Genomic DNA, 24537 nt, shown 5'->3' with positions numbered 1-24537 from the left:
TTAAGGGTTAGTTGGACAAAGCCGCTCACTTGAGCGGCTTTGCCTTTACAACCAACCCCTGGAGTTCAATCTTGCTTCTCATCCCTCTATGCATTATCTATTCGTATACGGTACCTTACGCCGTACGGCTGATCACGCCATGCACCAGGTACTGAAAAATCAGGCCGAGTGGGTTGCCGACGGCTCCGTACCTGGAAAACTTTATTTGGTGGACTGGTACCCCGCGTTGATTTCAACAACGCAGCATGAAGAGCGGGTACAGGGAGAGGTGTATTTATTAGCTAATCCTGAAAAAACCTTCTCCGAATTAGATCCTTACGAAGGGTATTATCCCGATGATGAAGCTCATTCTGATTATTTACGACAGCAGGAGACTGTTCAACTCAGCGACGGCTCTTCTGTCACGGCTTGGGTTTATGTCTACAATTTACCCATCATTGGCCTCTCCCAAATTACCAGTGGTGATTTTATGAAGCGTTAATATAACCCGTTTTTCACGGCGTACACGACCATCGCTGCCGTGTTTTTTGCCCCAATTTTTTCCATAATTCTAGTGCGATGCCCTTCTACGGTTCGGTCGCTCAGAAATAATTTGGCGGCAATCTGGGCATTCGTCAAGCCACTACAAATGAGCTGAAGCACTTCCAGTTCGCGTTCGCTTAAGGCAGGCTGAGCCGTAAAGCTGGGCTTCTTGGTTTTGGCTTTATCCAGCATTCGGCGGTGCATTACCTTATTGATAAAGGCTCCGTAGTAATAATTTTCCTTCACAACGGTTTGAATGGCTTTTACTACTTCATCTGGATCGCTGTCTTTAATGATATACCCATTCGCCCCAAGCTCCATCAGGTGAGCTACAAAGCCGTCATCATCGTGCATGGAGATAATGATGATCTTTACGTCAGGGAAGCGAAGGCGAAGTTGTTCCGTAGCCTTGATGCCATCCATTACGGGCATTTGCAGGTCCAGCAGGATTACGTCGGGAGCTTCGAAGGCCATTTGGGTTAGTAAATCCTGCCCGTCCTGGGCTTCAATAATGACTTTGATCCCGTCATATGTATTAAGAATATTAGCCAAACCCCGCCGAAAAAGTGCGTGATCATCAGCAACAGCAACTCGAATTTGATCAGTAATAATTGACATCATGGGTTGGAATGGAGTAATGGAATTTCTATAACGGTATGCATGCCTTCACCGGGTGAAGTCTCAAAAATAACGTGACCGCCCACAACGTTGAGGCGACTTTCAATATTTTTCAAACCCAGCGAAACCGTCTGTTGCTGAGCTTCTTTCAGATTAAACCCAACGCCATCATCACTGAAGGTTAACAACACGCGATGAGGTTTAAACAGAAGGAATAACTCAATGCGGGAAGCCCGGGAATGCTTCAGGCTGTTATGAAGTAGCTCCTGGGCAATGCGAAAGAGTGTAAATTCAATGGAACGTTCGAGTCTTTCGCCTTCACCCTGGCATTCCAGGTCAATAGCAATAGCCGGGTTGGCTAGTTGAAGCTTTCTTACCAAATCATGCAAAACGGCTACCAAACCCAATTTCTCGAGAGCAGGAGGTTGAATATCTTTGGTGATGCGTCGAACGTTTTCTACGGCCTCTTCGAGTAGCTTCTTCGTGTGATCGGCTGTTTCTTTGGATTCTACGCTATCATCCAGGTGTTTCGTTACCTGCGAAAAACTCATCCGTGTGGCGGAGAGTAAGGTTCCGATATCATCGTGTAAATCTGCTGCAATTCGCTTGGCTTCTACTTCCTGCGAGCGAATACTTGCTTCCAGTAACGCTTTCTGGTGTTGTTCTTCGAGTTGCCGAACCTCCTCCTTCTGCTTATCCTGCCTGCGTTTATACAACACTAGAAATAATACGATGAATATCGCCATCAAAAGCATGATGGCGATGCCGGCAATTAAAGCTAAACGGACGCCTCCCAGCGAAATATTCATCGTTGACTATAAGCTATTCTTTGAATTGATTCAACTCCCAATGTTGCTCCACTAATTTTCGGTGTAGAAACCAGACTAACCCTATAATGACGAGTGAAAGACTAATCATACCAGAAGAACCAATAATAATAATTTCTCTCAAATGCAGTTGAATATAGTTCATCACTTAATTAGGTTGGATTTTTATTACTGATTTTTTCTGAGCTAATCCTATGGTCAGAAGAATATTATAGAAAATATTCAGCCATTTAATCATATCCCATAAGTCCCCCATCGTATCCATATCTGCAATGATATACTTCCCGAAAAGGAACACAAAAATGGTTCCTGAGAAGAAAATCAGAATGCCCGCACTAATCCAGAACATGGGATATTTCGTTAGGACGGCTATTTCCGGTTGCTTTAGTAAATCGTAAAAGAATAACAGTACGTAAGTGATCAATAATGCGTTGGACAAACTCCAGCTTAAATCATCGTAGGCGTGCGGATCAATGAGACAACGAACGGTAGCTAGTAAATCAAAGGCAACAATTGAAATGAGAACTATTCTTTTAAACAGTTTAGTTTTAATGAATTTTACGTATAATAAGCCTAATAACGTAACCTCCAGGATTGTATATATATTATACCCAATCATGTTACCCTTAGAGTTCATGAAAAAAGTGATTTCTCCCCAGGTTTCTACCAGAACAGATGCCGTTAAGTATCCTAGTAATAATTTATAATCTTCTTTGAGGTAATGAAATCTTAATAACCCTACTATGAAAGGTAATAAGACAAAGGCAATAGAAATGTGACGCAACCACTCCTGCGAACTCATAGAAATAGATTCAGATTATAGATTCATAAATATAGAGGTCTTCCATTTTTTAAAACCAGGTGATCCTATAAAATAAAAGCTGGATTGGGAGAATTCTCCCAATCCATTCAATTGATTACTAGCCTTTTCCCGGAGGAATGGTTCCAACTCGATCGGCAGCATAATCGCCCCCATCTTCCTCTCCGCGTTGAGCCGAAGCATCGTTTCGCAGAGGAATCCGATTTCCATCCTTATCAGAAGGATACAAGACGATGTTGACTTTACCGTCCTCAAATTCTCCAAAGAGAATTTTAACGGTGTCCACACCTTCAGGAGCCAGCAATTGTTCAACAATGTTTCTACCGACAATAAAACCTTCCAGTTGACCCGGATGCGTTTTCTGGTAACGGGCTATCAATTCTTCGGCTTCTTTAAAAGGAATTAACTCGCCCGTAGGTAAGACTGAATCTGCCATATGTTAAGTAGATAAAGGGAGATTATGTAAAGTATTCATTAACAATACTTACCTAAGAAGGCAGCATGGTTACCTAAGTAAATTTGCACCAAGTTTTTTATATTGACTTTTACCAAGAGGTAAATCGGTTAATTACCCGCATAAAAAAGGTGAAAATACGTAAGCATTATTACTCAAAACGCCTGCTTTTAAGCTTTACTGTCTTATGCTGGCTCGTTTGTTTGTATTTTGCTTATCTATTTTTGAAGTACGAAAAGCCTGAAGATAAACCTGCCTAGCTTATGCAACCACTTGCGGAACGCATGCGTCCGAAAACAATCGATGAATACATTGGTCAACGTCATTTATTAGGACCGACCTCGGTGCTAAGGCAGGCGATTGAAGCTCAACGCATTCCCTCCATGATTTTATGGGGCCCGCCGGGTGTGGGTAAAACAACGTTAGCGACGCTGATCTCTCAATCGCTGAAAGTTCCATTTTTTAGCCTTTCTGCTATCAATTCGGGAGTTAAGGATATTCGGGAAACCATTGATGCTGCCTCTAAACAACGTTTTTTTAGCTCAGCCAGTCCCATTCTGTTTATCGACGAAATTCACCGCTTTTCCAAGTCTCAGCAGGATTCATTACTTGGGGCCGTAGAACGCGGCATTGTCACTCTCATTGGGGCTACTACCGAAAATCCTTCCTTTGAAGTAATTCCGGCTTTGCTCTCCCGCTGTCAGGTATACGTCTTGAAATCGATTGAGAAAGAAGACCTCATCGAAATGATTAATCGAGCTTTACAGCAGGATGAATTTCTGAAAGATCGTAACATTCAGGTGGAAGAATACGAGGCAATGCTACAGTTATCCGGTGGTGATGGTCGGAAATTATATAATGTACTGGAGCTAATTACCAACTTTCAGCGAGCCGGCGAGCCACTTCTGATTACCAACGAATTGGTCTTCGATAAAGTCCAGCAAAACATTGCTTTATACGACAAAGGCGGCGAAGCTCATTACGACATCGCTTCAGCTTTCATTAAATCCATTCGCGGTTCTGACCCCAATGCGGCGGTTTATTACCTGGCCCGGATGCTGGATGGCGGAGAAGATATTGAATTCATTGCCCGTCGTATTCTTATTTCAGCCGCAGAAGACATTGGTTTGGCCAACCCTAATGCTCTATTACTGGCCGAAAGCTGTTTTCAGGCCGTTAAGGTGCTGGGATTGCCCGAAGCCCGCATTCCCCTGGCTGAAGCAACAATTTATTTAGCCACTTCGCCCAAAAGTAACTCAGCGTATTCAGCCATTAATCAGGCCTTGGAGCTAGTTCAGAAAACCGGAGCCCAGCCGATTCCCTTGCACTTACGAAATGCTCCAACGAAACTGATGAAAGAACTGGATTACGGGAAAGATTATCGCTACGCCCACCAGTATAAAGGCAATTTTGTGGAACAGGAATTTTTACCGGAATCCCTGAAAGGCACGAAGCTATTTGACCCGCAGGGCAACGCCGCTGAAGAGAAAATCAGGGAGCGACTGAAAGCTTTATGGAAAGAAAAATATGGGTATTAAAGGGTTTGAGTGCATTCGAAGTGGTTTGATATGGTTCTTTTCAGCGTATAAAGTCTTCCCCGGGTTGGATAGCCTTGGGCTATTCTTAATTTAATCCCGCTGGGGTTTTGCTGACCCTTACCCTACTGTATTGATAACCTCCCCAATGTTTGAACCTTTGGGGAGGCTATTTTCAACTCCTGGAGCCTACATCAAACCACCTTAAACGTATGTACTAAGCCTTTGTTACCTGATAAGCCAGAATTAACCAGCCAATGATGAGGGACGTTCCGCCGATGGGAGCCACGGCTCCGAAGGCTTTAATACCGGCAAAACAGATCGTATACAGCGAGCCGCTAAAAATGATTACGCCAATCAGAAAAGCCCAGCCCGCCCAACCTAAGCCTTTTTCAATGACTGGTAGCTGATTAATTAATAATCCGATGGCCAGTAAAGCCAGGGCGTGATAAAACTGGTATCGAACTGCGGTTTCAAAGGTATCAAACCGACCCGTTGCCACTAACATAGGCTTGAGTGCATGGGCTCCGAAAGCTCCCAGCCCTACGCCTAACGCTCCCAATAATGAACCCGCCAGCAGGGCAAATCTTGCAGTCATAGAAAAATATACGTTTTAATAAGAAAATTTGAGCTATTTAGGAGTATCCTTTCGGCTACGCTCCGAGAGCGTAAATTTCGGGTACGATTGTTACATTTCTCTTAATAATAACGAGCAAAGGCGTAAGTTTTTATTCTAATTCCGTTCTTTGTTCATATTCCCATTCAGAGACTATCTTGATTCATAGCTTATGATTGTAGAAAAAATACGACTTTCCCAACGTGCGGATAACAAAGGCTGGAAAAAGTGGGGGCCATACCTCGCTGAACGTCAGTGGGGTACGGTACGAGAAGATTATTCATCGAATGGCGACGCCTGGAATTTTTTCTCGCATGATACTGCCCGCAGCCGTGCCTACCGCTGGGGCGAAGACGGCATTGGTGGCCTTTCCGACAATAAGGGTCACATCTGTTTTGCCTTCGCTTTCTGGAATCATAAAGATGGCATTATCAAAGAACGTCTTTTTGGTTTGACCAACCCCGAGTCGAATCACGGAGAAGATGTCAAGGAATTATACTATTACCTCGACTCAACTCCGACGCACTCGTACATGAAAATGCTGTACAAGTATCCACAGCAAGCTTTTCCGTACGAACAGATTTTGCGGGAAAACCGGAATCGGAATCGCGAACAACCCGAATTTGAATTAATGGATACGGGCGTTTTCGATAAAAACGAGTATTTCGACCTGGAGATGGAATACGCGAAGGCCGACGAAAACGACATTCTCATTCGCCTGACGGTACATAACCGTGGCCCTAAGGCGGCTCCCATTACGGTATTACCTACGCTTTGGTTCAGAAATACCTGGATATGGGGTTATGAAAACTACAGTGTGCGTCCGATGCTGACGGGTTACTCCAAGTCGCTCATTGACGTTGACCATAAAATTCTGGGAAAATACAAACTCTACATCGAAGACGCGGATTCGCTGCTTTTTTGCGAAAACGAAACCAACTTCGAACGCGTTTTTAATAGCCCTAACTTCTCTCCTTACCCTAAAGATGGAATTAACGATTATGTCGTTTCCGGTGGTAAGAAAAAGACGGTTAACCCCAATCATATCGGGACTAAAGCTTCGGCGAAATTTACCCGAAAAGTAGCCGCAGGCGAAAGCTTTACCGTTCGTTTACGCTTTGCTAATTATTCCAATCACGAGCCTTTCGAGGATTTTGATACCGTTTTCAACCAGCGAATTCAGGAAGCCGACGAATATTACGACGATCTTCAGAAAAACGTCAAAGATGCTGAACTAAAGAAAATTCAGCGTCAGGCGTATGCGGGTATGCTCTGGTCGAAGCAATTTTATTACTACAACGTCAACGAATGGCTCAATGGTGACCCCGCCATGCCCAAGCCCGCTCCCGAGCGGAAGTTTGGCCGTAACCGCACGTGGCGACACATGTATACCGCCAACATTCTCTCCATGCCCGACAAGTGGGAATATCCCTGGTTTGCGGCCTGGGATCTGGCCTTCCACTGTGTTCCCCTTGCCCGCCTGGATCCTGACTTTGCCAAGCGTCAGTTAGCCGTAGTTCTTCGGGAGTATTACATGCACCCGAACGGTCAGATTCCGGCCTACGAATGGACTTTTTCGGACGTAAACCCTCCCGTACACGCCTGGGCTACCTGGAAAGTGTATGAGATTGACAAGCAAATGAACGGGAAGGGAGACATTGGTTTCCTCGAACGCGTCTTTCATAAATTGTTACTCAACTTCACCTGGTGGGTTAACATCAAGGATGAACAGGGTAACAACATCTTCGGCGGTGGTTTCCTCGGCATGGATAACATCGGGGTGTTTGACCGCTCCGCTCAGTTACCCCTGGGCGGGCATTTAGAGCAGGCGGATGGTACGGGCTGGATGGCCATGTACACGCTGAACATGCTACGGATTGCCTGTGAAATTGCTCTGGAGCGTTCGACTTATCAGGATATGGCTTCGAAATTCTTTGAGCACTTCCTGCACATTGCCGGAGCCATGAAATCGCTGGGCCGTGAAGAAATTAGCCTTTGGGATGAAGACGACCAGTTTTATTATGACTTGTTGCACATTCCAAATGGACCGAGTATGTTACTGAAACTCCGGTCAATGGTAGGGCTGATTCCACTGTTCGCCGTTGAGGTTCTTGACCCTGACTTGCTGGAACGCTTACCTGATTTCAAACGTCGGGTAGAATGGGTATTGGCAAACCGCCCGGATTTGGCTTCGCTGATTTCCCGCTGGTACGAACCCGGTAAAGGCGAAACCCGTCTGTTGTCGATCATTCGTGGTCACCGGATGAAGATGATTTTGAAACGGGTATTCGACGAAGCTGAATTTCTCTCCGACCACGGCGTGCGTTCGCTTTCCAAGTATTACGCCACCAACTTACGAATTTCGGGTGGGCAATGAGGTATTACGGGTGGCGTACACGCCCGCTGAAAGTACCGGAGCCATGTTTGGGGGTAACTCCAACTGGCGGGGTCCCGTGTGGTTCCCCATGAACTTCCTGATTGTGGATTCCTTACTCAAATTTCATCAGTATTACGGAGATGATTTCGAGATTGAATATCCGACGAATTCAGGACAACTGGTCACTATCAAGGAAGCCGCCTTGGCCGTTGCGGGCCGTCTGATTAAAATCTTTACGCCTGATCCCCAAACTGGATTACGTCCTTACCAGCAGCAATACAGTAAGTTTAATACCGATCCGTATTTCAAGGATTGCTTGCAATTCTTTGAATACTTCAACGGAAATGACGGTTCAGGTCTGGGAGCCGCTCACCAAACGGGCTGGACGGGTCTGGTAGCGGAGTTAATTGAATACGTGCACACGCTTCAGCAGACCGTCGAGGCGGAAATTGCAAAGTCATAACGTTTTATAACGAATGAAGGCCTTTTCTGAATCGGGAAAGGCCTTCATTCGTTAGGGGCTTTATCACAGCAACGATTTCTATAGAACATAAAAAAGCGTCCCTCTCCGAAGAAAAGGACGCTTCCCATGCTTGGGGTGACAAGCTATTAATGTTTGAAGTGACGAACGCCCGTGAAGACCATTGCCATTCCATTTTCGTTGCAATAGGTAATGGAATCCTGATCACGAACAGAACCGCCGGGCTGAACCACTGCCGTAATACCCGCCTTGTGAGCAATCTCCACACAATCGGCGAAGGGGAAGAACGCGTCAGAAGCCATCACTGCACCGTTCAGATCAAAGCCGAATTCAGCTGCCTTCGCAATGGCCTGTTTCAGAGCATCTACGCGAGAGGTCTGCCCTACGCCACTGGCCAATAACTGGTTTTCTTTCGCCAGAACGATGGTATTGGATTTCGTGTGTTTACAAACTTTCAGAGCAAACTCCAGAGCTTTGTATTCGCTTTCAGTCGGAGCTTTTTCCGTTTTAGGCGACATTTCCGCTGCCGTTTCCGCTACGTTATCTTTATCCTGAACCAATACGCCATTCAGGATAGTCTTGAACATCTGCTTTGTTGGCTGCACTACATTACGCTTCAGCAGAATGCGGTTCTTTTTAGACTTCAGCAGATCAATAGCATCCTGATCGAATTCAGGAGCAATCAGGATTTCCATGAACAGTTTGTTCAGTTCTTCCGCTACGGCAATATCCACTTTTGCATTCGTAGCCACTACGCCACCAAACGCCGAAACGGGATCGCAGGAAAGAGCATTCAGATACGCTTCTTTCGCCGTAGGAGCCGTAGCAATACCGCAGGCGTTCGTATGCTTGATAATGACGAACGTAGTATCCGTAAATTCATCAATCAATTGCACGGATGCGTCCACGTCAACCAGATTGTTATAGGAAAGCTCTTTGCCGTTCAGTTGCTCGAACATGCCTTTCAGATCGCCGTAGAACGTTGCCGACTGGTGAGGGTTTTCACCGTACCGTAAAGAATTGGCGGGTAACTGCTTGAAGTTAAAAATATCAGCGGCACGACCCGTGTACGTCTGGCCTGCAAACCACTGGTAAATTGCTGAATCATACTGAGAAGTAACCCCGAACGCCAGCGTAGCAAAGTAACGACGTAACTCAAGGCTAGTCGTGGCCTGATGTTCGGACAAAATGCGAAGTAACTCCGCATATTGAGAACGGCTGGATACGATCAGAACATCTTCGAAGTTTTTAGCCGCTCCACGAATCAGCGAGATGCCACCGATGTCAATTTTCTCGATGATTTCATCTGTTGAACCACCCGCTGCTACTGTTTCTTCAAAAGGGTATAAATCTACTACCACCAGATCAATGGGAGCGATTTCGTATTGCTCAGCCGTTTTAACGTCGTCTTCGTTATCCCGACGGTACAGAATACCACCGAAAATTTTAGGGTGCAGGGTTTTTACCCGGCCACCGAAAATAGAAGGATAACTGGTCAGTTCTTCTACGGGAGTTACAGGAATCCCCATTTCCTCGATGAATGACTGGGTACCGCCCGTTGAATACAATTTAACCCCCTGAGCGTGCAGAGATTCAACAATAGGAGCTAAGCCTTCCTTATGGAATACAGATAGAAGAGCGGAAGTGATTTTCTTGTGCGACATGGATTCGTCGATTAAAACTCAGTTTGCAGTTTCGAGTTTACAGGGGGCTTTGGCTTTATCCTTAAACTCCTTGCCAATGGCTATTACTTCCCAAAAGAATTGAGTATGAATAAAAAAACCCCGAGGAAAGCTCAGGGATTTTTTAGGGAGGTACCAAGCGGATTCGAACCGCTGTAGGAGGTTTTGCAGACCTCAGCCTAGCCTCTCGGCCATGGTACCTTGTTATTTCTCAAAAGCTCTTCCGCTCTTGAGGCTGCAAAAATAGGGCGAAAATTGCGTTTTCCATTCATTCGCCTCTTTTTTTTTATTATTTATTATCTATTTTTTTATAAAACACTGACTAATAAGTATTTAAAAATATATTTTCACATAGGTAGAGACGTCATTATCGCGTCTCCTACTCGGTCAGTTTTAAATTCATTTGCTTTCAAAAAAGAAGACGCGATAAATCGACGTCTCTACGAAAGATAACCTTCGATAAAATTGTAGACGTTTCGGATGGGTGTAACTATTCGACAGTAATCAAATGATAGATAATAAAGAAGGGCGAGCCTTTCAGCCCGCCCTGTCTTAAGCATTATTGAATCGCCTGTGGAATTAGTTTCCGCGTTCCATTTGCTCTTTCAGAGCAGCCAGAGCGTCCAGATCGCCAAGAGTAGACTTTTCAGCAGCAGCCGTTGTGTTGGTTTTCTCAACCGCTTTCTGCGTCTTCTTCTTCTCTTCAACTTTCACTTCTTCCTTCGCATCACTCCAGATTTTAGAGTGAGATACAACGATACGACGTTCTTCTTTGTGGAATTCAATTACTTTGAAGTCGATAGACTCACCTACTTCAGCATTTGATCCGTCTTCTTTCGCTAATTGCTTGATCGGAGCTTGTCCTTCGATACCGTAAGGAAGCTCGATTTGAGCTAACTTGTCAGACTTAGCAATGATCGTTCCTTTGTGTACAGAGCCGATCGTGAAGATGTTCTCGAAGGTATCCCATGGGTTTTCTTCAAGTTGTTTGTGGCCTAATGAAAGACGACGGTTTTCAGCATCGAGTTCCAGAACAACCACATCCATTTTGTCACCTACTTTCGTGTATTCAGAAGGATGCTTGATTTTACGAGTCCAAGACAGGTCAGAAACGTGAACCAGACCATCGATTCCTTCTTCCATTTCCAGGAACAGGCCGAAGTTAGTCAGGTTACGAACGGTTCCTGAATGCTTCGTACCAGGAGCGTATTTAGACAACAGTTCTGTACGAGTCCAGGGATCAGCTGTCAGTTGTTTGATACCTAAAGACATCTTGCGTTCAGCACGATCGATCGTCAGTACTACTGCTTCGATTTCGTCACCTACTTTCAGGAAGTCCTGAGGATTACGCAGATGCTGAGACCATGACATTTCTGACACGTGAATCAGACCTTCTACGCCAGGCTGAACTTCTAAGAACGCACCGTAATCGGCTACGTTCACGATTTTGCCTTTCACGCGGGCACCGGGCTCTACTTCGGCAGGAAGTGCTTCCCAAGGATGAGCAGTCAGTTGCTTCATACCGAGAGAGATACGCTTCTTGTCTTCGTCGAAGTCCAGCACAACCACCTGAATGCGTTGGTCCAATTTGAGGACTTCGCTTGGGTGGTTGATACGACCCCAGGAGATATCGGTAATGTGCAGCAGACCATCTACACCACCCAGATCGATGAATACACCGAAGTTGGTCATGTTTTTGATCACGCCTTCGAGTACCTGACCTTTTTCCAGGTTCGTCAGGATTTGCTGACGTTGCTGCTCCAGATCTTTCTCGATGAGGACTTTGTGAGAAACGACTACGTTATCATTAGCGTAGTTGATTTTCACCACTTTTACTTCCATACGCTTGCCAACGAAAATATCGAAGTCGCGGATGGGTTTAACGTCAATTTGAGAACCGGGTAAGAAGGCTTCTACACCGTAGATATCTACGATCAGACCACCTTTCGTCCGACGCTTCACAAAACCATCGATTACGAGGTCTTGATCCAGAGCTTTCTGAATATTATCCCAGGCAGTGATTACCTTCGCTTTCTTACGAGAAAGGATCAGCTGACCGTTAGGATCTTCCTGATTTTCGATATACACTTCCACTTCATCACCAGCTTTCAGCTCGGGCATGTCGCGGAATTCAGCACGGGGAACCATCCCGTCTGATTTGAAACCAATGTTTAAGATTACTTCACGATCCGTAACTCCAACAACGGTACCTTTAACAACTTCTTTCTCAGCTACCTGACTCAGCGTACCTTCGTACAGAGCAGCTAATTCATCACGCTCAGCTTTAGAGTAACCACTACCAAAGCCGCGATTGTCCGCGTGATCCCAATCAAAATCAGTTACTTGTGGTTTTGCCATAATAAGAATTTGGCTCGCCCTGGATACATCAGCCGACCGGGCGAAGAGCCTGCTGAACTTTAGTGAATCCGTTTTTTCAAAACGGAATGCAAAGGTAGTCATTTTTACTGATACTGAGCAGGTAATCCTCAAAATATACGCTCTTTTTTTCCGTCCCTGCTTCTTTCTCCCATTTGTATTGATGCTAGCACACCCTACGCTGTCTCTTGCCATGAATCAGCATACTTAGCTTCCACATTGTGTCAGGTTATACTTATCAATGGCGTTACCAAAAGTCGTTCCTTCTTCAAAAAATACGCAGACGTAACCCAAAATCCGATTAACCGACTTAACTATCATCATCAGCCGTTAGAATTCGACGTAGGTACCCGCTGGCACGACTTAGTTCGAAGCGGCCAGATCATCTGCTCCATCCCTCAGGCTGAACTGGACGCTCAACCTCGCTTGTATTCGCAGAATGCAGGGGATTAAGTGACATTTTCTTTTTTATTAACGCAAAACTCCGACATGTTTTCTGCCGGAGTTTCTGGTTTATAACTTATTTTAAGCTATTAAATTTTCCAAAACCTCAAATATTTCTTAAGCCATAATGAATAAATAATGCCGTATGTAAGGCCTGCCATTAGCCAGGATATTAAAGTCACAGTATAGTATTTGCCTTCACGTGTCAGGAAAAATAAAATGGTTCCATAGAACCCAAAACACCCCATACTCAAAATAACATAATGAAATTTATTCTTTATTTTAAAGTAATTAATTAAACTATGAAATGTCCCTATAGGAAACAGGTAAAAGAGTAGCATTCCATAAAAAACAAAAACTATAAATGTGCTCAACGAATCATTTAAATAATCTATTTCATATGTTTTGTGTAATCTATCTATCAATCTATGGTAAACTAAAGCATGAAACCAAAGGGTGATTAATACGGCTATCAATACCTTAAAAAATATTTTCCCCATCGTTATATGGCTAAATGTAGCTTTAAAATGGCTTTAATTACTAATTCTTTCTCCTTACCCAAAGACCATCTATCAGTCCATACAGCAAACCTGTTATTCCCAGCCCTATCATATCTATTAACCAAAAGTTACTTTTTATTAACTTAAGAGTCAAGAATACGAATGCTCCTATACTTCCAGTAATACCCGCTCCGATCACTAAAGCCCAAAGCGATTGAATCTTAAAGCGATAAACTATTAGATGATACATAGCGGGTATCACCAGATAAGCTGGAAAGAATAACAGAACGGTATATAAATAAACAGATAGGATATGTCCCCCTAAAGCGTACGTTCCTGGTTCAGAAACATAGGCTGCTGCTCCACCGTATTTAGTATCAGATCCTACTGAAAAAACTACATATACGAACAAACAGAAGTAGAGATTAATCAGGATTTTAAAGAAAGATTTCCACATTATTTATCTAGTTAAGAGTTTCGCATTTTCTTTAAGTAAAAGAAAAACCGGAGACAGAATCTCCGGCTTTTCGAGCAACACCAATATGAAAAATCCGTAATGACTATTTATCGTAGTTTGTATTCTGTGGGTTGAAGTTGGTCCAGTTAGCAGTCCAGTTTGTAGTTCCGAAAGCTCCAATGAAATTTTCTTTCGTGAAGAAAGAGTCAGACGCTTTATCTGTCCAAACGGCACCCGTTAATAAAGGAGATCCCGTTTTAGGCAGGAAGTTTACCGTAGCATCCAGTTTCCAGTTGCTATCATTTAGCGACAGCGTAGAAACGTTAGCCGCAGCAATGATTTGGTTAGCGAAAGCTGTCGTATTGAAGAAGGTTTTTGCCTCAGTATCAGTCAGACCATTTGCACCACGAACGTCTGTGTTTACATTAGCCAGGATTACTTTACGAATCTGCATGCGTGAAGGGTTGCCCACTGTGCTTGGCAAAGTAGTTGCGTTATCTAAACGCAAACCTTCAGGGAAACCAACAAACAGAGAGTTAAATACGCTCAAAGAAGTGGCACGACGTAAGTGCATAGCAGACTGGAATCCACCATTACCTTTAATCGTAGCATTTGTAGGTGTGCCACTCGTTCCGAAGACACTCACGTTAGCAAAAACAGGTGCAGTATAAGGTTCTGGAGCTGTACCAGAGTTTGTACCATCACCAGACTGGTTGTCAGATTCAAAACCGTTAGAACCAGATTGATCCGCAAACTCAGGATCACGAAGTGCTAAAGCGTATTGTACTTTACCGTTATAACCAAAATCTGTATCGAAATCATCATCCCAGGTACGGTAAGCTACCAGGTGTTTAGCATTTACAGAACCACCGAACCACTCGAATGAATCGTCACCACTATAAGAAACCTGAACGTAATCGATCGTTGTTCCTGACCCTACACCGTATAAAGTAAGACCGTTAATTTCAGAGTTAGCCTGTGCAGACAGAGCTACACCAGCAAATTCGATACGTACATATTTCAAGACACCTGAATTGTCATTAGCTACTAAACTTGCACTAGGAGCTAGGTTACCTTCAATACCACCTTCGAAATCCTTTTGAGTAATCTGGTTGTGTGTACCGTTACCGGCAATAACAACTCCACCCCAGTCACCGTAGTAGCGAGAACCCGCAGCTTTTGAAGAAGTAAATACGATGGGCTGTGTTTCGGTACCTTCAGCCATAATTTTAGCACCCTTAGTAATAATCAACGTAGCTGCACGACCGTTAGGATCTAAATCTTTACCACCACCTTTGATAACCGTACCAGGCTTAATCGTTAAGGTTACTCCGCTGTTTACATATACATAGCCTTTCAACAGATACACTTTATCGGCAGTCCAGGTTTGATCAGCAGTGATACGTCCTGAAACTTCCTGTACTGCTTTTGCCGATAATGTGAAGCTCGTAGAGCTCGTTACGGTTTTATCACCTACTTTAACTGTAACAGGACCGTCCTGAGCACCTGCGGGTACTGTTGTCGTGATGCTGGTAGAAGTAACCGCTTTAGGCGTGGCACTTACGTTTCCACTGAAAGTTACCGTAACGGCTGAAGTGCTGGTGCCGAATTCAGTTCCTGAGATTGTGATATCTGTTCCTACAGGAGCAGAAGCTGGATTGATTCCCGTGATACTTAATGCTGGTTCTGGAGACTTGTCGTTGTTACAACTTGTCAACGTAATCCCCGTCGAAAACAGGGCCAGAATGACAATATTTACTCGTTTGAACAATTGCATAGTCAATAAGGGTTTTGACTTGTGGAAAGGTTTGATTAACTAATCTAGTCTTACTTGTTTATTAAGGGATAACGGTTCTGCCGAAAGAATAAACTACGCTAAGCGTGCTATAACTGCCTCTCTTGAAGCTACGGATGGTTTGCTCTTTACCTCCATCAATTTTCCCATTACGATTGAAGTCCTGTTCCAGGCGAACGGCTTGGTTTAACAGATCCTGTACTCCTAGACGTAACTCCCATTTCTTGTTGAAGGTCTTACTTACGTTCAGGTCAATGACGTTACGAGGCATTTCGTAAATCGTTGGGCTATCTACGTTTCCTACAGCGAAAATCCGGGGACCGAATACGTTGTAAAGAATGTTAGCCTGCCATCCTTTTTTATCTGCATAATAAACACCAGCATTAACCAGGTAAGGAGATTGGTTCATCATCGGACGCTCCGTGTCCGTAAGGCCGCGAATGTCGATGGTTTGTACTACTCCGCTCAAACCGGGAGCCGTTACGAAATCACCTAATTTGATTTTACTTCGGATCAGTGATACGTTAGCTACCAACGTCAGGTTTTTAAGAAATTCACTACCTGAGTTAGCCAATGACTTTCTTGCTTCCAGCTCCAGACCATAACTCATGGCACTTTTCGAGTTAATGAACGTGTATGCCAATCCATTTACCTGAGGAATCAGGAAGCTTTCAATTGGATTTTTGAAATCTTTATAGAAACCAGTTATCGAGATTACTTCCCCATCGCTAGGGTACAATTCCCATTTCGCGTCGATGTTCTGAATCTGTGCGTTAACCAGCGTTTCATTACCTCGAATATCTGCATTCAGAGCGAAGTCAAAGTAGTTAAATGGAGCCTGCTCACGAAACTCAGGACGGTTCACTGTATAAGAATAGGCTAACCGTACATTTTGCTTATCATTCAGTTTGTAGGTGAAGTTAGCCGAAGGAAGTGGGCTAAATACCGACTGATTCACCAGGTTTGACTGAAGCACATTACTTAATTTCCGAATGTTATACTCACCGCGGAAACCTAACGTTAAGCTGGTTTTAGGAGAGAAGTTGATGTCACCACCTACGTAACCCGCAGCATAAGTATTCGTTGCGTTATAAGCATCGGTAGGTTTTGTACCGTCCAGCATAGAGTAAGCACCGTCGCCACCGTTTACATTGGCAGAGCTAAATACCTGTCCAATACCTTGGCTAGCAATATTCTGAACGTTACCTAAACGCTGATAACCATAGAAACGAGCATGAAAATCACGATTCTTCTGCTCAACATAGGCACCGGCACGAATTACGGCAGGCTCACGATCGGCAGGGTTACCTAATTTTTTCTGGAAGTTAGCCGAACCTGTATATACGTATTCATGAAGCGTAGACCAAAAACGTCCTGATTCTTGCGGAGAAGGATCATTAGGAGTAGATACTGTAAAAGGCTGGCTGCCATCCGAAGGACGGATGTAACGAACACGTTTCCAGTCAGGCTCCCAACGACCAGTGAAACCAAAACCACCCATCCAGTCCAGTTTTGTTTGCTCATCAATCTGGTGCTCGCCAGAAAGCTGACTGGTTAAGATACTACGGTTTTCAAAACGTTCTGAATAACTCAGACGATCTTGCTCAATCGAGAAGTTTTTACCTTCCCGCATAACCGTTTCTGTATTCCCTAACTGATTAAATAAAGTTTTCCACTCTAATGTGAAGTTAGGGTTAAAACGCAGAGCCCAGTTTTGTAAAACGCCTAAACGCGTATTACGCTGATAGCTATGGTCCATGTTCTTTTCAGCGAAATCATTTACCGATGCACCGTTATTATAGATATTCAATTGAATATCTGCTAACTGATTTGTCATCGAGTAGTTCACGCTCGTTAAACTGCTCAGACGCTTGTCACCAATGTCAACCCGGCGACCCATATTAAAGGCAAAACGAATGTCGGGAGACACGGCAATGTTATTCAGACCCCAGGTATTAGCGAATAACTGTGCGTAAGAAGCCCGTGAAGCGGCGTTGAGGGCATTAAATCCATTAGCCGTTGCAGGGAAACTGGTTGGAATTTGTTGATTCTTATCCCATAAACCTAACCAGGCCAAACTGCCCCGATCATGCGTTTGAGCACTTTGAAATGTAGTATTGGCTCGGTATCCTACCGTGAAACCAGCATCGGTAAAGTTATTATCTGGCTTTTTCTTGGTATATATTTTAATAACCCCACCGGCAAAATCGCCGGGTAACTCAGCCGCACCTGATTTGAAGATAATCATGCGGTCCAGGATATTACTGGGAATAAGGTCAAATGAGAAGGCACGCACGTCTACTTCTGACGAAGGCGTAATCATTTCATTCACCATTACCGTATTGTAACGGGAACTCAAACCCCGAACCATCACGAAACGATTATCTACGATAGATACACCGGGAACCCGACGAATGGCCGCAGCCGCATCGCGATCCTGTGATTTCTGGATTTGCAGGGAAGAAATACCTACGGCAATGGGTTTGAATTGTTTGATTTCGGAAATAACAGCTACTTCTGTGTTAGTAGCCCGACTCGCCCGAATGACGACGTCTGAAAGATTTTTACCTTCTTCCACTAATTCCGTCTCTAAAACGGTTGTGTTTCCGGATTCTACGCGAACATTTGGAATTTCACGGGTTTGGTAAGAAATGTACGTCACAAAAACCTTGTGTGTACCTGTGGGAACATTACTGATCACAAACGAGCCGCTTACATCGGTTTGTGTTCCCAGGTTAGTGCCATCGATTCGAATCGTTGCACCGATGATGCCTTCTTTGCTTTTAGCATCGTTGATTTTACCTCGGATACTACCCGTTTGGGCCATGGTGACCAGTGCGGTCAGGGAAAGGAACCAGGTAAAAATTAGACGTTGCATAATCGTCTTTGAGGGTTTCATAAATTTTAGTTTTCGATATTGGTATTTGCTGGTGCAAAATTCGTTCGGGCGTATTACCTGAGTTTTTCGGCAGTTTTAACAGAAAGTGAAGTTTAAGCAGGGTCAGTTAACAATTTGGTAATACAATAGCCTCTTGGCTTAGAACCACTTAGGGCTAGCAGGCTCTATTTTTAATCCTATTTTTATCTAGTTGTCGCAGAAAAAGTCCAAGTGGCCGAAGGCTCATTGCCTTTTGCTCATTTTTGCCAAATTTTCTGTATATTTCGACCACTGTTCACCTAATTTAGCTTCATCACGGATGAGACGATTGATTCTGGCCATCGGCGTTTTTTGTGCAGGATGGTCTTCAGTGTATGCCCAACGGGGCAATCTTCCCTCAGCGGAGTTCAATGCGAACACGCGATTTGAACAACTCGGCACCGCCCTGCCTACCCCCAACTCGACGCGTGCTGCTTCGGGAGCTCCAGGAAAAGAATACTGGCAGCAACGGGCTGATTATGACATTAAAGTAGAATTGGATGATGCCAACCAACGCATCATCGGAACGGAGACGGTTACCTACTTTAACCATTCTCCCGACGATCTGCCTTACCTCTGGATTCAGCTGGATCAGAACCTGTTCAAGAAAGACGCCATCGGAGCCACAACGCAGTTGGGTGGGGTTAATCCACAGGGTATGTCAGCAGGTCAGTTAACGAAGCTGGCGGGTACGTCGACGAAAGAGTACGGCTATAACATCACTTCGATCAAAGACGCGAAAGGGAACCCGCTGCACACGGTGACTAACCACACCATGATGCGGATCGATTTACCTACGCCTTTGAAGCCCAATCAATCCGTTAGTTTTTCGGTCGAATGGAATTACAACATCACGGAATACTATGGTCGCTCGGGTTATGAGTTTTTCAAAGACGGTAACTACAATTACTTCATCGCTCACTGGTTTCCCCGCATGGCGGTTTATGACGACGTAAACGGCTGGCAACACAAGCAATTCCTGGGTCAGGGTGAATTCACCGTGCCTTTCGGAAATTATAAAGTAGCCATCACTGCCCCCAGCGATCACATCGTAGGAGCAACGGGCGAGTGCCAGAACTATTCGCAGGTGTTATCCAAAACGCAGATGGATCGCCTGAACAAAGCGAAGAAAAACTTCAAGGAGCCTACGTTGATCGTTACGCAGGAAGAAGCCGTAGCCGCTGAGAAGAACAAGGCAACGGGCAAAAAAACCTGGGTTTTCAAAGCCGATAATGTTCGTGACTTTGCCTTTACCAGCAGCCGGAAATTCATCTGGGATGCCATGATGACGAACGTACAGGGTAAAGACATCCTTTGCATGAGTTACTTCTCGAAAGAAGGGAATCCTCTTTGGGAAAAATACTCGACTCAGGTAATTGCTCACACGCTGAAGAGTTACTCTGCCCGTACGATTCCTTACCCCTACCCTGTGGCTATTTCCTGCCACGCAACACCCGGTGGTGGAATGGAATACCCCATGATTTCCTTCAACGGTGGTCGTCCTGAGCCCGATGGAACGTATTCAGAGTCTGTAAAATACGGGATGATTGGCGTTATCATTCACGAAGTAGGTCACAACTTCTTCCCCATGATTGTGAACTCCGATGAGCGTCAGTGGTCATGGATGGATGAAGGTTTGAATACCTTCTGCCAGTACTTGGCCGAGCAGGAATGGGATCGTAACTACCCCAGCCGTCGTGGTGAGCCTCAGTATATCGTTGATTACATGAAATCCGCTCCTAACACGCAGGTGCCTATCATGGCTTCTTCGGATAACATCATGCAGTTTGGTCCTAACGCTTACGCAAAACCTGCCACTGCTCTGAACATTCTGCGGGAAACGGTAATGGGTCGTGAATTATTTGATTACGCCTTCCAGGAATACGCTCGTCGCTGGGCCTTCAAACATCCTACACCTGCGGATTTCTTCCGTACGATGGAAGATGCTTCCGGTGTAGATCTGGACTGGTTCTGGAAAGGCTGGTTCTACGGCGTTGAACCCGTTGATCAGGATTTAGCGGAAGTAGAATGGTTTGCCATTGATGCCATGGACCCAGCCATCACCAAGGCTGCTCAGAAAGCTGCCGATGAAAAGAAACGCCAAACGATGGCCGTACAACGGAATAAAAAAGACATCAAACAGACCGTGGTTGAAGCCAATCCGGCGATGAATGATTTCTATAATAGCTACGACCGTTATGCCGTTACTGAAGCCGACAAAAAGAAATACGCCGATTACCTGGCTACTTTATCTGACGACGAACGTAAGTTATTAGAGTCCGGTAAGAATTTCTATACCTTGAGTCTGAAAAACAAGGGAGGCGTTCCGATGCCCGTTATTCTTCAGGCGAAGTACGAAGATGGCACGACGGAAGTATTCCGTTTCCCCGCTGAAATCTGGCGGATGAACGATGTCAGCATCAAAAAGGTAATTCCAACGGATAAAAAAGTAGCTCAATGGACGCTCGATCCCTTCCTGGAGATTGCCGACATTGATACCGAGAACAACAGCTACCCCCGTCAGGCAGCCCAACCGACCCGTTTCCAGATGTACAAACAACGTCAGGGAGGCTCTCAGCAACCAAACCCGATGCAACAACAGCGTCAGGGAGCCAGCGGAGCCGTTGGAGGTCGCAATTAATTTTCTTTGATTACAAGGTGGTAATCAACCCTTTAGTGTCCCGAACCAAGTTCGGGACACTTTTTTTTTGAAATTTTTATCGGGCTCAAGTTGCGGAAAGGGCATTTTTACCCCTATATTTGCACCCACATTTTCGGGATGTGGCGCAGTCCGGTAGCGTACTTGCATGGGGTGCAAGGGGTCGTGGGTTCGAATCCCGCCATCCCGACTTTACAAAAATAGACCTGCTCAGTAATGAGCGGGTCTGTTTGTTTTTATAACGTTTACTCTTCTTATTGGCATGGGGTGTAAGGGGTCGTGGAACTAGCCGTTCGCAACTAGCCGTCCGCGTTCGAATCCCGCCATCCCGACTTTACAAAAACAGACCTGCTCAGCAATGGGTGGGTCTGTTTGTTTTTAAGGCCTTTACTCTTCGCAGAAGGTTGGCTAGGAATAGCTAATAAAAATGGAATGCTGAGCCCAGATTCTATTCCTTTCTGAAGCGAATTCTGAACTTACACAAAATGAATGTCGATTCTGTAAGGTTTGCTTCGGAGTTGATCACATCTTTCATCCTTCTGAAAAAACCATAGTTGTTACGGCCTATTTCATTGTACTGACAGACCAAAAAATCTTGTTCTTTATCAATAAAGATAAGCGAAGACTAGTCTTCTTGTTTTTCTCACTTCAAGTCTAATTCATCTTTTTTAAATGCAATAAAAAAATTCAAACTGCAAACGTTTGCGAAATCATTTCCGCAAACGTTTGCAGAAAAGTTTAACAAAAACGTGTTTTAATTATATTTTTCTTTTTATTCTATTTGCTCCCCTTAGGCAAATGAAATAAAAAATGAAAAAATTATTATTTACTCTACTGCTCCTCGGGGGATATACCAGTTTCGCACAATCAGTTGTTGCCACTCTGAAAGGGCGGGTACTGGGCACCAAAAATGAACCCCTCATTGGTGCCTCTATTGTCTTGTTACCTGACAATAAATATTTTATTACTGACCAGGACGGAAACTTTACTCTGGAAGGTCTTCCTGCCGCTAAGGATGTCAGGCTTAAGTTTTCCTATTCGGGGTATACCGCTACGGAACGAGTAGTTGATTTAAGTTCGGGAACGGCTCCTAATTTGGTCGTTGTTCTTAAGGATGATCCACTCGAATTATCCGCTGTAGTAGTTACTGGTGTAGCGAATCCGGTTTCCAAGCTGACCTCCAGTGTCTCGATCAGTACGATTAAAGTGGACGATATCCAGAAGTCATCGCCTCGTACTACGGCTGAAATCTTTCGTACCATTCCCGGTATTAAAGCTGAAGCCTCAGGAGGTGAAGGTAACACCAACATAACTGTTCGGGGTGTCCCCATTTCTTCAGGGGGTTCGAAATACCTGCAACTTCAGGAAGATGGTTTGCCAGTATTGCAGTTCGGAGATATTGCCTTTGCTACTTCCGACATCTTCCTGCGAGCGGATCAGACGCTGGCTCGGGTGGAAGCTATTCGCGGCGGTTCCGCTTCTACACTGGGAACAAACTCACCCGCTGGTATCATCAACTTTATCAGTAAAACGGGTCAGAAGCAGGAAGGAAGCATCGGCATGAGTGCGGGTCTTGATTATGGTAATTTCCGTACGGATTTTAACTATGGATCTCCTATCGGCAATGGTTTTCATTTCAACGTAGGTGGCTTCTACCGACTCGGCCAAGGGCCTCGGACGGCTGGTTTTACTGCCAACAACGGCGGTCAGCTTAAAATGAACCTGACGAAAAATTTCTCGAATGGGTATGTTCGTCTATACGCTAAGTACCTTAATGACCGGGCTGCTTCGTACATGCCCATGCCTATCCAGGTAACTGGAACGAATAGCCATCCTACCTATTCCGCCTTAGAGGGATTTGATCCCAAGCACGGATCCTTACAGAGTCCTTACCTACTGCATGATTTGGGTTTGGGCGTAAACGGCGAATTACGTCAGGCTAACGTAGCCGATGGAATGCATCCCGTCTCTTCTTCGGTTGGTGCAGAGTTTAGCTTTGATTTGGGCGAAAACTGGTCCATCGAGAGCCGGGCTCGTTATTCACTCAATAGTGGCCGTTTCATCTCTCCTTTTCCGGGCACAGCGGGTAGTACATCATCTATGCTGAGTGCAATTGCAGGTGCTCAGGGCTGGAATCTGAACAATGCACGACTGACTGACGCCATTACAGGAACTGCTTTTACGGGTAGTCGGGCCATGATTATTCACATGTTCGATGTGGAGCTGAACAACCTTAATAATTTCGTTAACGACTTCAAGTTGAAGAAAGATTTTGGAGCAGGTTCTGTAACGTTTGGTTTCTATAAAGCATACCAGAATATTGCCATGTCCTGGCTGTGGAATTCTTACCTGACTACCCTGTCAGGCAAGGGACTTCGGCCCCTGGATATTACGAATGCCAGTGGCACGCGACTTACGCAAAACGGCCAGTTTGCTTATGGTGTACCCTTGTGGGGAAATCTGCAACGGGACTATAACACGGCTTACAATATGTCTGCTCCTTACGTAAGTGGCTCCTGGGAAGTTACGCCATCCCTCAACGTTGATGCCAGTGTACGCTGGGACTTTGGTCAGGTTAACGGTACCTATAGCGGGGGAACTACGGTACGTAAGGATATGAACAATGACGGCGTCATTCTTGCCTCAGAAGAAAAAGTGGCCTCTATTGACTACGCTAGCACTAAACCCGTCAACTATAAGTACAATTACGGTTCATTCTCGCTGGGAGCCAATTACAAACTTCAGGAAAATCAGTCGGTGTTTGCCCGTTACAGCAGCGGTGCCACTACGAAAGCTGACCGGATTCTTTTCACTAGCAACGTTTTGGCTGACGGAAGCATCCGTGGCGTGAAAGATCAGATTGATCAGGCAGAACTTGGCTATAAAGGAAATCTGGGCTTCGGAGGATTATTCGTGACCGCTTTTTACTCTCGCGTGACGAGCAGGGGGGCTTTGAAGCCACTACTCAGCGAGTGATAGCCAACCACTACCGCTCGTTTGGTCTGGAGATTGAAACCATTGTGAAGCTGTCCAAAGCCTTCACGATCAATGCCAGTGCTACACTGACCGACGCTAAAATTACGCAGGGTGCTAATCAGGGTAACTTCCCCCGCCGCCAGTCTCCTTTTATCTTTACCCTTCTGCCCAGCTATACGGCGGGTCCCTTGTCCATCGGTGTAAGTACGATTGGAACGGCAGGTTCGTATACGCAGGATGTCAATCAGTTAAAGATGAGAGGATACGTTATTTTCAATCCATACATCAACTACCGATTCAGCTCTTTCCTCACGGGAACCATCAGTGGCAACAACATTACCAATACACTGGGGCTGACGGAGGCCGAAGACAGCTCCATTACGGATAACGCTACCAATATTGTTCGGGCACGATCCATCACGGGTCGTACCATCTCAGCCAGTTTATTATTAACTTTCTGAGTATTTACCGGGCGGGGGGA

Annotated in this window: 17 protein-coding genes, 2 tRNA genes and 1 pseudogene; 8 read left to right on the top strand and 12 right to left on the bottom strand. The window is 45.0% G+C overall.

What is annotated here, in order from left to right; genetic code table 11:
- Positions 1-88: 88 nt before the first annotated feature.
- The gene (locus BWI96_RS02430) at positions 89-481 is read left to right on the top strand and encodes a gamma-glutamylcyclotransferase (protein ID WP_106635107.1); all 393 of its coding nucleotides are present in this window, start codon (positions 89-91) and stop codon (positions 479-481) included.
- On the opposite strand, the gene BWI96_RS02425 is transcribed toward BWI96_RS02430, so the two are convergent.
- The 5 genes from BWI96_RS02425 to BWI96_RS02410 form a co-directional block, all read right to left on the bottom strand.
- Positions 478-1143, bottom strand: a complete 666-nt coding sequence (locus BWI96_RS02425; protein WP_232793546.1) for a response regulator transcription factor — start codon at positions 1141-1143, stop codon at positions 478-480. The genes BWI96_RS02430 and BWI96_RS02425 overlap by 4 nt on opposite strands.
- Positions 1140-1949 carry a sensor histidine kinase gene (locus BWI96_RS02420; RefSeq protein WP_106635105.1) on the bottom strand — a complete coding sequence of 270 codons (810 nt, stop codon included), beginning with the start codon at positions 1947-1949 and terminating at the stop codon, positions 1140-1142. The genes BWI96_RS02425 and BWI96_RS02420 overlap by 4 nt, the downstream gene beginning before the upstream one ends.
- A gap of 13 nt (positions 1950-1962) precedes the next feature.
- Positions 1963-2112 (bottom strand): hypothetical protein, encoded by a 150-nt coding sequence (locus BWI96_RS21410; protein WP_157830186.1) that lies wholly within the window; start codon positions 2110-2112, stop codon positions 1963-1965.
- Between the two features lie 3 nt (positions 2113-2115).
- Entirely contained in the window at positions 2116-2769 is a 654-nt protein-coding gene (locus tag BWI96_RS02415) for a hypothetical protein (protein ID WP_106635104.1), read from the bottom strand.
- Between the two features lie 118 nt (positions 2770-2887).
- Positions 2888-3223 carry a hypothetical protein gene (locus BWI96_RS02410; protein ID WP_106635103.1) on the bottom strand — a complete coding sequence of 112 codons (336 nt, stop codon included), beginning with the start codon at positions 3221-3223 and terminating at the stop codon, positions 2888-2890.
- A 281-nt stretch (positions 3224-3504) separates the two neighbouring features.
- On the opposite strand from BWI96_RS02410, the gene BWI96_RS02405 reads away from it, so the two are divergent.
- Complete coding sequence (locus tag BWI96_RS02405) at positions 3505-4779, top strand: replication-associated recombination protein A (RefSeq protein WP_106635102.1); 1275 nt, start codon at positions 3505-3507, stop codon at positions 4777-4779.
- A 214-nt stretch (positions 4780-4993) separates the two neighbouring features.
- On the opposite strand, the gene BWI96_RS02400 is transcribed toward BWI96_RS02405, so the two are convergent.
- Positions 4994-5374 carry a DUF423 domain-containing protein gene (locus BWI96_RS02400; RefSeq protein WP_106635101.1) on the bottom strand — a complete coding sequence of 127 codons (381 nt, stop codon included), beginning with the start codon at positions 5372-5374 and terminating at the stop codon, positions 4994-4996.
- Between the two features lie 190 nt (positions 5375-5564).
- Between BWI96_RS02400 and BWI96_RS02395 the strand changes: the two are divergent.
- Positions 5565-8232: pseudogene (locus BWI96_RS02395) on the top strand (glucosidase).
- Between the two features lie 146 nt (positions 8233-8378).
- On the opposite strand, the gene purH reads toward BWI96_RS02395, so the two are convergent.
- The 3 genes from purH to rpsA all read right to left on the bottom strand — a co-directional run bounded on the left by purH (position 8379) and on the right by rpsA (position 12290).
- On the bottom strand, positions 8379-9914 hold the full coding sequence (gene purH, locus BWI96_RS02390) for a bifunctional phosphoribosylaminoimidazolecarboxamide formyltransferase/IMP cyclohydrolase (protein WP_106635100.1): 1536 nt from the start codon (positions 9912-9914) through the stop codon (positions 8379-8381).
- A gap of 148 nt (positions 9915-10062) precedes the next feature.
- A tRNA-Cys gene (locus BWI96_RS02385) sits at positions 10063-10133 on the bottom strand.
- 378 nt (positions 10134-10511) lie between these two features.
- Positions 10512-12290, bottom strand: a complete 1779-nt coding sequence (rpsA, locus tag BWI96_RS02380) for a 30S ribosomal protein S1 (protein ID WP_106635348.1) — start codon at positions 12288-12290, stop codon at positions 10512-10514.
- A 237-nt stretch (positions 12291-12527) separates the two neighbouring features.
- On the opposite strand from rpsA, the gene BWI96_RS02375 reads away from it, so the two are divergent.
- A complete protein-coding gene (locus BWI96_RS02375; protein WP_106635099.1) occupies positions 12528-12761 on the top strand; it encodes a hypothetical protein in 234 nt (77 codons plus the stop codon).
- A gap of 531 nt (positions 12762-13292) precedes the next feature.
- Here the strand turns inward: BWI96_RS02375 and BWI96_RS02365 are convergent.
- The 3 genes from BWI96_RS02365 to BWI96_RS02355 all read right to left on the bottom strand — a co-directional run bounded on the left by BWI96_RS02365 (position 13293) and on the right by BWI96_RS02355 (position 18382).
- Complete coding sequence (locus BWI96_RS02365) at positions 13293-13709, bottom strand: hypothetical protein (RefSeq protein WP_106635097.1); 417 nt, start codon at positions 13707-13709, stop codon at positions 13293-13295.
- Positions 13710-13812: 103 nt separating this feature from the next.
- Entirely contained in the window at positions 13813-15486 is a 1674-nt protein-coding gene (locus BWI96_RS02360; RefSeq protein WP_106635096.1) for an IPT/TIG domain-containing protein, read from the bottom strand.
- A gap of 61 nt (positions 15487-15547) precedes the next feature.
- Positions 15548-18382 (bottom strand): TonB-dependent receptor, encoded by a 2835-nt coding sequence (locus tag BWI96_RS02355; protein ID WP_106635095.1) that lies wholly within the window; start codon positions 18380-18382, stop codon positions 15548-15550.
- 319 nt (positions 18383-18701) lie between these two features.
- Between BWI96_RS02355 and BWI96_RS02350 the strand changes: the two genes are divergently transcribed.
- The 4 genes from BWI96_RS02350 (at position 18702) to BWI96_RS21810 (ending at position 24517) form a co-directional block, all read left to right on the top strand.
- Positions 18702-21062, top strand: a complete 2361-nt coding sequence (locus BWI96_RS02350; RefSeq protein ID WP_106635347.1) for a M1 family metallopeptidase — start codon at positions 18702-18704, stop codon at positions 21060-21062.
- Positions 21063-21196: 134 nt separating this feature from the next.
- Positions 21197-21270 (top strand) — tRNA-Pro (locus BWI96_RS02345).
- Between the two features lie 620 nt (positions 21271-21890).
- Positions 21891-24056: a TonB-dependent receptor domain-containing protein gene (locus BWI96_RS02340; RefSeq protein ID WP_198555125.1), complete on the top strand. Its 2166-nt coding sequence runs from the start codon at positions 21891-21893 to the stop codon at positions 24054-24056.
- Positions 24053-24517: a TonB-dependent receptor gene (locus tag BWI96_RS21810; protein WP_232793545.1), complete on the top strand. Its 465-nt coding sequence runs from the start codon at positions 24053-24055 to the stop codon at positions 24515-24517. Before BWI96_RS02340 ends, BWI96_RS21810 begins: the two co-directional genes overlap by 4 nt.
- The last annotated feature ends 20 nt before the right edge of the window (positions 24518-24537 follow it).

This window comes from Siphonobacter sp. SORGH_AS_0500 (genome assembly GCF_002838835.1).
Classification (GTDB): Bacteria; Bacteroidota; Bacteroidia; order Cytophagales; family Spirosomataceae; genus Siphonobacter.
Note: the sequence above shows the minus strand (reverse complement) of the source record. Positions and strands in the feature narration are given on the sequence as shown.

Coding starts and splice junctions, on each gene's coding strand:
- BWI96_RS02425 (WP_232793546.1), bottom strand. CDS start 1,143: ATGATGTCAATTATTACTGATCAAATTCGAGTTGCTGTTGCTGATGAT.
- BWI96_RS02360 (WP_106635096.1), bottom strand. CDS start 15,486: ATGCAATTGTTCAAACGAGTAAATATTGTCATTCTGGCCCTGTTTTCG.
- BWI96_RS02350 (WP_106635347.1), top strand. CDS start 18,702: ATGAGACGATTGATTCTGGCCATCGGCGTTTTTTGTGCAGGATGGTCT.
- BWI96_RS02355 (WP_106635095.1), bottom strand. CDS start 18,382: ATGCAACGTCTAATTTTTACCTGGTTCCTTTCCCTGACCGCACTGGTC.
- rpsA (WP_106635348.1), bottom strand. CDS start 12,290: ATGGCAAAACCACAAGTAACTGATTTTGATTGGGATCACGCGGACAAT.
- BWI96_RS02410 (WP_106635103.1), bottom strand. CDS start 3,223: ATGGCAGATTCAGTCTTACCTACGGGCGAGTTAATTCCTTTTAAAGAA.
- BWI96_RS02420 (WP_106635105.1), bottom strand. CDS start 1,949: ATGAATATTTCGCTGGGAGGCGTCCGTTTAGCTTTAATTGCCGGCATC.
- BWI96_RS02430 (WP_106635107.1), top strand. CDS start 89: ATGCATTATCTATTCGTATACGGTACCTTACGCCGTACGGCTGATCAC.
- BWI96_RS02365 (WP_106635097.1), bottom strand. CDS start 13,709: ATGTGGAAATCTTTCTTTAAAATCCTGATTAATCTCTACTTCTGTTTG.
- BWI96_RS02415 (WP_106635104.1), bottom strand. CDS start 2,769: ATGAGTTCGCAGGAGTGGTTGCGTCACATTTCTATTGCCTTTGTCTTA.
- BWI96_RS02340 (WP_198555125.1), top strand. CDS start 21,891: ATGAAAAAATTATTATTTACTCTACTGCTCCTCGGGGGATATACCAGT.
- BWI96_RS21410 (WP_157830186.1), bottom strand. CDS start 2,112: ATGAACTATATTCAACTGCATTTGAGAGAAATTATTATTATTGGTTCT.
- purH (WP_106635100.1), bottom strand. CDS start 9,914: ATGTCGCACAAGAAAATCACTTCCGCTCTTCTATCTGTATTCCATAAG.
- BWI96_RS02405 (WP_106635102.1), top strand. CDS start 3,505: ATGCAACCACTTGCGGAACGCATGCGTCCGAAAACAATCGATGAATAC.
- BWI96_RS02400 (WP_106635101.1), bottom strand. CDS start 5,374: ATGACTGCAAGATTTGCCCTGCTGGCGGGTTCATTATTGGGAGCGTTA.